The sequence below is a fragment of the Galactobacter sp. genome (genome assembly GCF_022712295.1).
Taxonomy (GTDB): Bacteria; Actinomycetota; Actinomycetes; order Actinomycetales; family Micrococcaceae; genus Galactobacter.
In genome coordinates, this window is record NZ_JALAGT010000092.1 from 1 (window position 1) to 6,590 (window position 6,590).

At 66.5% G+C, this 6,590-nt stretch carries 3 protein-coding genes; 2 read left to right on the top strand and 1 reads right to left on the bottom strand.

The genetic code is table 11. The annotated features are described in order from the left end of the window. Both Q0A15_RS07170 and Q0A15_RS07175 read left to right on the top strand, forming a co-directional pair. A partial coding sequence (locus tag Q0A15_RS07170; protein ID WP_291278841.1) for a VIT1/CCC1 transporter family protein occupies positions 1-1,103 on the top strand: 1,103 nt, incomplete at its 5' end. 91 nt (positions 1,104-1,194) lie between these two features. Further along, positions 1,195-4,530 (top strand): DEAD/DEAH box helicase, encoded by a 3,336-nt coding sequence (locus Q0A15_RS07175; protein WP_291278842.1) that lies wholly within the window; start codon positions 1,195-1,197, stop codon positions 4,528-4,530. An 84-nt stretch (positions 4,531-4,614) separates the two neighbouring features. Here the strand turns inward: Q0A15_RS07175 and Q0A15_RS07180 are convergent, their stop codons facing one another. Beyond that, positions 4,615-6,315 (bottom strand): thiamine pyrophosphate-binding protein, encoded by a 1,701-nt coding sequence (locus Q0A15_RS07180; protein WP_291278843.1) that lies wholly within the window; start codon positions 6,313-6,315, stop codon positions 4,615-4,617. Positions 6,316-6,590 lie beyond the last annotated feature (275 nt).

Here is a 6,590-nt window from a genome sequence, read left to right on the forward strand (position 1 = left end):
CGCCTGGCTCCCCCACCAAAGCACAGGTGCGTCGGTGGCGGAGGTACCTGGCGGACGAGATCGCCGAGGGCGACATCTACGCGACCCTGGCCGAGCGTTCCAAGGATCCGGCAGAGTCCCGGGTATTGAACGGCCTCGCCGAAGCCGAACACCGCCATGCGGAACACTGGCGCAACCTGCTCGGCGCAGAGGCACACACGGTGCGGCCCTCCTCGCAACGGGCATTGTTGCGCTTCATGGCCAAGCACTTCGGCACCGTGTTCACCCTGGCGTTGGCCCAGCGCTCCGAGGGCCGCTCTCCCTATGCAGAGGACCAAGACGCCCTGCGATCCATGGCGGCCGACGAGGAAGTCCACGCAGAAGTGGTTCGGGGGCTCGCCGCGGAGGGCCGCCTCCGCCTGTCCGGGAACTTCCGTGCCGCCGTCTTCGGCGCCAACGACGGCTTGGTCTCCAACTTCGCGCTGGTGCTGGGCATCGGCGCCACTGGGGTGTCCTCCTCCGTGGTCCTTTTCTCCGGCGTCGCCGGCCTGCTGGCCGGTGCGCTGTCCATGGCAGCGGGCGAGTTCGTCTCCGTCAGGTCCCAGCGTGAACTCATCGACGCTTCTCGTCCCACCCACGCAACTCTTCGCGCCGCCCCGGACCTGGACCTGGACGAGAACGAGCTGAAGCTGGTCTATCTGGCCAGAGGCATGAGCGAGGAAGCCGCTGAGCATCGCGCGGCGGAGCGCATCGGCCGCTTCGACTGCGATTGCGACCCCTCCACATCCGTCCCTCCGGGCGCGCAGGAGGGTGACCCCGCACCAGAGGACGACGAGCCGGACACCATGGGCTCCGCCCTCGGTGCCTCAGCGTCCTCGTTCTTCTGCTTCGCCACCGGTGCGCTGGTCCCGATCCTCCCGTGGATCCTGCAGCTGACCGGGCTCACGGCCATCGTGACGTCCACCGTTCTGGTAGGACTCGCGCTGGTGTTCACCGGATCCATCGTTGGCCTGCTCTCCGGCGCCTCACCGCTGAAGCGCGGACTGCGACAGTTGTGCATCGGTTGGGGTGCTGCAGCGGTCACCTACGTGCTCGGCCTGCTCTTCGGCACCACCGTGTCGTGACTCAACCTGTGAGTCTTCCCACCGCCTCATTTGCCATATCACCTCATCCCCGATTTCCTTGTGGGGTCACATGGTGAGAAAATACGGGACGATGTCCACGACTCTTTTCCCCCTCATCGACGCCCGCGAAGTCCTCAAGAAGGTCGGCGGCGCCTCATTCACGCACGGCACCACCCTGGTGAATGATTCAGTCCTCTCCTCCCTCGAATGGGCGGAGCCAGAAGGTCTGCTCAGCGGATCCGTTGCGGACGACCAAGGGATCTCCCATCCCGCGTCCGTCACCCTCACCCAGGAGAAGGGCGCGTGGGTGATCGGCGAGACGTCCTGCGGCGCCGATCCGGAGGGTGGGTGCAAACACTGCGCGGCCCTGCTGATTGCGTCCAACAAGCGTCACAAGGACGCCGAGACCATCGCGACGGCCACGGCGAAAGCCGTGCCGACGCCGTCGAGCACTGGCTCCACCTGGAAGTCCGGGATCGACCGGATCCTGGATGCGAGCAAGCCGCCGCGCGGCACCGATCCGGACCCCACGTACCAGCCCATGGCCCTGCAATTCGACCTGCAGGACACGCGCGACGGAGCCCGCCGCGCCTACGCGCCCGGGCAGGCGCCCACGCACCAGCGTGGTGTGCGTGGCCGTTGGCAGCTGGCCGTGCGGCCCATGGTCGCCAACGGCGAGCGTTGGGTGCGAGGCAACCTGCGCTGGAACACCATCAGCTTCAAGACGTACGGGCTTGCGCTGGATCCTGAGCAGCACCGCTGGTTCTGCCAATTCGTGCCGCTCTACCGCGCCACGGGAGAGCTGTACTTCGGTGAGGACAATGACTGGCTGCTGCTGGACGACTTCTCCTCGCCTCTGATCTGGTCGCTGTTGGATGAGGCGTCCTCGCTCGGCATCGAGCTGATCGGCACCGGCCTGGTGGACAACGTGGAGCTGGTGGGAACCGGCCACCTGGCACTGGAGGCCACGCGGGCCTCCGCCGACGCCGAGATGGTGATCGCCCCCGTGGCCACCGTCGGTGGCCGCCGGATCACCCTGGCCGACGACGTGGCGCTGGGTACCGTGGGTCGCTTCGGCGTGTACGCGCTCGGCGCGGATGGCCACACCCTGGAGCTGGCGCCCACGGACCAGCGCGTGGACGAGTCCACGCGCCACTACGTGGTGCGTCCGTCCACGTTCACGGTGCCTGCTGACGAGGTGTCCTCGTTCTTCTCCACCACGTATGCGCGCTTGGGGCGCAAGGTCGCCCTGGAGAGCCCGGACGGGTCCGTGAACCTGCCCAAGATCGCCCCACCGCGGATGCGTGTCACGGTGCAGTTCCGTCCGGACGACGTGGTGGCCGTGGACTTCGACATCGACTATGGGCCAGGCGGCGTGGACCCCGATGCCCGCGACCGTGCCGCTGAGCAGTCCGTTCAGGAATCCGTGATGGCCGTGTTGGAGTCCAACCCGGCGCTGTCCGGCCGTGACCTGACCCCGCGCGTGCTGCAGGGCCTGGATACCGTGGATTTCGTCCGCAAGACCCTGCCGAAGCTGGAGTCCCTGAAGGACGTCACCGTCTCGGAGCAGGGCAGCCGTCCCGCCTACCGCGAGCTCACCGAGTCCCCCGAGCTGACGGTCACCACTGTCGAGTCGGAGAAACACGACTGGTTCGACCTTGGCCTGATGATCACCGTCGGCAATCGACAGATCCCCTACTCCGACATCTTGCGTGCGCTCTCCAACGGGCAGAAGCGCCTGCTGATGAGCGACAAGACCTACGTCTCCCTTGACCAGCCGCTCTTCGAGAAGCTGCGCGCCCTGGTCGCGGAGGCCAGCCAGCTCTCCGACAACAAGAAGGATCCGCTGCGACTGACCCGTTACCAGGTCTCCCTCTGGGAGGAGTTCGAGAACCTGGCCACCAACGTGGAGGGTTCCGACGCCTGGACGTCCGCGATCTCCGGGTTGGCCAACCTGGGCCAGGACGCCCCAGTGGACGTTCCCAGCGGACTCGACGCCACCCTGCGTCCCTACCAGGAGGAGGGCTACCGCTGGTTGGCCTCCCTGTGGCAGCAGGGCCTTGGCGGCATCCTGGCCGATGACATGGGCCTCGGTAAGACGCTGCAGATGATCACGCTGCTGACCCACATGCAGCGGGTGTGGCGCACGCCTGAGCGTGCCGGCCTCTCCCCCGCTGCCGGCGGCCCCGGCCCCGTGCTGGTGGTGGCCCCCACCTCGGTGGTCCCCAACTGGATCGCAGAGATCAAGCGCTTCGCGCCCTCGCTGCGCACCGCGGTCATCAAGGACACACAGGCCAAGTCCAAGCAGCCCCTCGCTGCCCTCCTGTTGGAGGCGGACATCGTGGTGACCTCCTACACGCTCTTCCGCCTGGATGCGGACGAGTACCAGTCCCAAGAGTGGTCCACCCTGCTGCTGGACGAGGCCCAGTTCGTGAAGAACAAGGCCACCAAGGCGCACCACACCGCACGTGACCTCAATGCCCGCGTGAAGCTGGCCATCACGGGTACCCCCATGGAGAACAACCTGATGGAGCTGTGGGCCTTGTTGGCCATCACCTCCCCCGGTCTGTTCCCCTCCTCGACGCGCTTCAGCGAGCACTACGCCCGCCCCATCGAACGCGGCGAGGGCGACGTCCAGTTGCAGCTGCTGCGCAAGCGCGTCAGGCCGTTCATGCTGCGCCGCACCAAGGACGCCGTAGTCACCGACCTGCCCTCCAAGCAGGAGCAGGTCATCAAGGTGGAGCTCTCGGAGAAGCACCGGAAGATCTACGACACCCACCTGCAGCACGAGCGCCAGAAGGTGCTGCAGCTGGTGGAGGAGATGGACCGCAACCGGTTCACGATCTTCCAGTCGCTGACCCTGCTGCGATTGCTGTCCCTGGATCCGGCACTGGTGGATGACGAGTACGCCAAGGTCGGTTCGGCCAAGCTCGACGTGCTGCAGGAGCACCTGGATGCCCTGCTGCCGGAGGGCCACAGGGCGCTGGTGTTCTCCCAGTTCACTTCCTTCCTGCGGATGGCGGCCGATCGCCTGGATGCCCAGGGCATCAAGTACGCCTACCTGGACGGCTCCACGCGGCGTCGTGAGGACGCCATCAACGAGTTCAAGGAAGGCGATGCACCCGTCTTCCTGATCTCGCTGAAGGCCGGCGGTTTCGGTCTGAACCTGACCGAAGCCGACTACTGCTTCCTGCTGGATCCCTGGTGGAACCCCGCCGCGGAGGCGCAGGCCGTGGACCGCACCCACCGTATTGGCCAGACCCGCAACGTGATGGTCTACCGCCTGGTTTCAGAGGGCACCATCGAGGAGAAGGTCGTGGCCCTGCAGGACGCCAAGCGGGAGCTGATCTCCTCCGTGATGGACGGTGGAGACGGCTTCGGTTCGGCACTCACGGCTGACGACATCAGGGAACTGCTGGCCGAGTAGGGTCACCAACTCTGTTGGCGGGAGAAAATGCAGCGTCGGGAGAACTGTTTCAGTTCTCCCGACGCTGGAGCCGCCCGAGCGCCGTCAGGCGTTGCGCGGGCCCCTCGGTCCGAAGTCGAAGTCCGCCGTTGCCGGCCCGAAGCCCTTCAGCCCGGCCGGAGCGTCCTTCGGATCCAGTTTCAGAACCAAGAACGCCCCTGCCTCGGAGGTCTCGATGGCGGCCAGGGCCTCCTCGAGCTCTCCCTCGGTCCCGGCCGCGTAGGACACCATGCTGGTGGTCGGCGCAAAGGCCTTGGGCAGCGCCGCGTAGTCCCAGGCGGCGATGTCGTTGTACGCGGAGTCCATCCCCAGGATCCAGCGCTCGATGGTGTACCCACCGTTGTCCAGCACCACAATGATGGGCTTCAGGTCCTCCCGCAGGATGGTGGAGAGTTCCTGCACAGTCAGCTGCAGCGAGCCGTCGCCGATGAAGAGCAGGTGCCGCCGCTGGGGATCGGCCAGAAGCGAGCCCATGACTCCGGGCAGGGTGTAGCCGATGGATCCCCAGATGCCTGAGTTCACGTACTTCACGCCGCTCGGCATCCGCTGCGATCCCAGCCCGATGTTGGACGTCCCAGCCTCGGCGAACACCGCATCGCCCTCACGGATGAACTGAGCCATGCGAGGCCAGAGTCGCTCCTGCGTCAGCGCGGCGTCCGGACTCACCTCCCAGTCGCCCACCATGTCCGACGGCGTGTGTCCGCCGTCCTGCGTGGCGGCGCCTGTGGCGCCGTCGGCCCGGTTACCCACCCGCTGCACCAGGACGTCGAGCACTTCCGAGGTCCAGATGCCGATGTAGTCCACGCCCTTGATCCCCACGTGCTGGTCCCCGAAATCCACGCAGGCGTCCTTCGGAAGGGCCTGGCTGAAGGCTCCGGAGTTGGACTCGATGAAGCGCGGCGTGGTGGTGAGCAGGAAGTCCGCGCCCTCGATGGCCTCACGGACCTCCGGGGCCGAGAGCGCGCCGTTGTAGGTTCCGAGGAACAGCGGGTGACTCTCGTCCAGGGTGGCCTTGCCTGTGCTCAGGTGCGCGTACGGCGTGCCCGTGGCTTGGGCGAAGGCCTGCAGCTTGGGCGCAAAGCCGTGACGGTCGGCATCCAGGTCGATGAGCATGGCCGGGCGCTTCGCTTCTGCGAAGAACTCCAGGACGGCATCCACGGTGGCCTGCAGGCGTTCTGGGTCCGAGCTGGCCGGGGTGGCGTCGAAGGGATCGCCGGAGACCTCGATGGTCAGGTAGCTGACGTCGGAGGGGACCTGGATGTGTACCGGTCGCTTCTCCCGCAGGGCGGTGTGCAGCGCCCGGTCGATCTCCTCCGCCGCGTTGGCCGGGGTGATGCGTACGGCTGCCGCCGTGAACTGGCCAACGGCCGCGAGCATGTTCGTGAAGTCGCCATCAGCCATGGAATGGTGCAGGTCGTAGCGGCCCTCCGTGGCATACAGCGGCGGGGCGCCTGCAATGGAGATCATGGGAATGTGCTCGGCAGCTGCTCCCGCGATCCCGTTCAGCGCGCTCAGCTCCCCGACACCGTAGGTGGTCAGAAGGGCGCTCAGGCCGCGGGAGCGGGCGTAGCCGTCGGCCGCGTAGGCGGCATTGAGTTCGTTGCAGGTGCCGACGTAGCGGATGCCGTCCACGTCCTCGACCTGCTCCAACAAGTTCAGGTTGAAGTCGCCGGGGACGCCGATCAGTTCGGTGACGCCGGCCTGGACCAGGCGATTCAGCAGATATTCGCCGATGGTGGTGCGCACAGGTTTCCTCTCGCGGGGTGGTGCTCGGGGTTGGTCGCGGTCGTGATGTGACCGACTGCACCATCATGCCTGGTTTCTGGAGTTCGTGCTCCCCTGCCCCGGCGCTTTGTGGACACCAGAACAACGGCGAGAAAACACAACTACGGTGCCCACTACGCTGTGGGCACGGCGGGCTCCAGTGGTGGTTGCAACACCTCCACCTGAGGAGGTGCGTCCGCCGTGACGTCTCACGCTACGACAGCGGCCTTGAAGCCGGCTTTCATGAAGGCATTCAA

Coding starts and splice junctions, on each gene's coding strand:
- Q0A15_RS07175 (WP_291278842.1), top strand. CDS start 1,195: ATGTCCACGACTCTTTTCCCCCTCATCGACGCCCGCGAAGTCCTCAAG.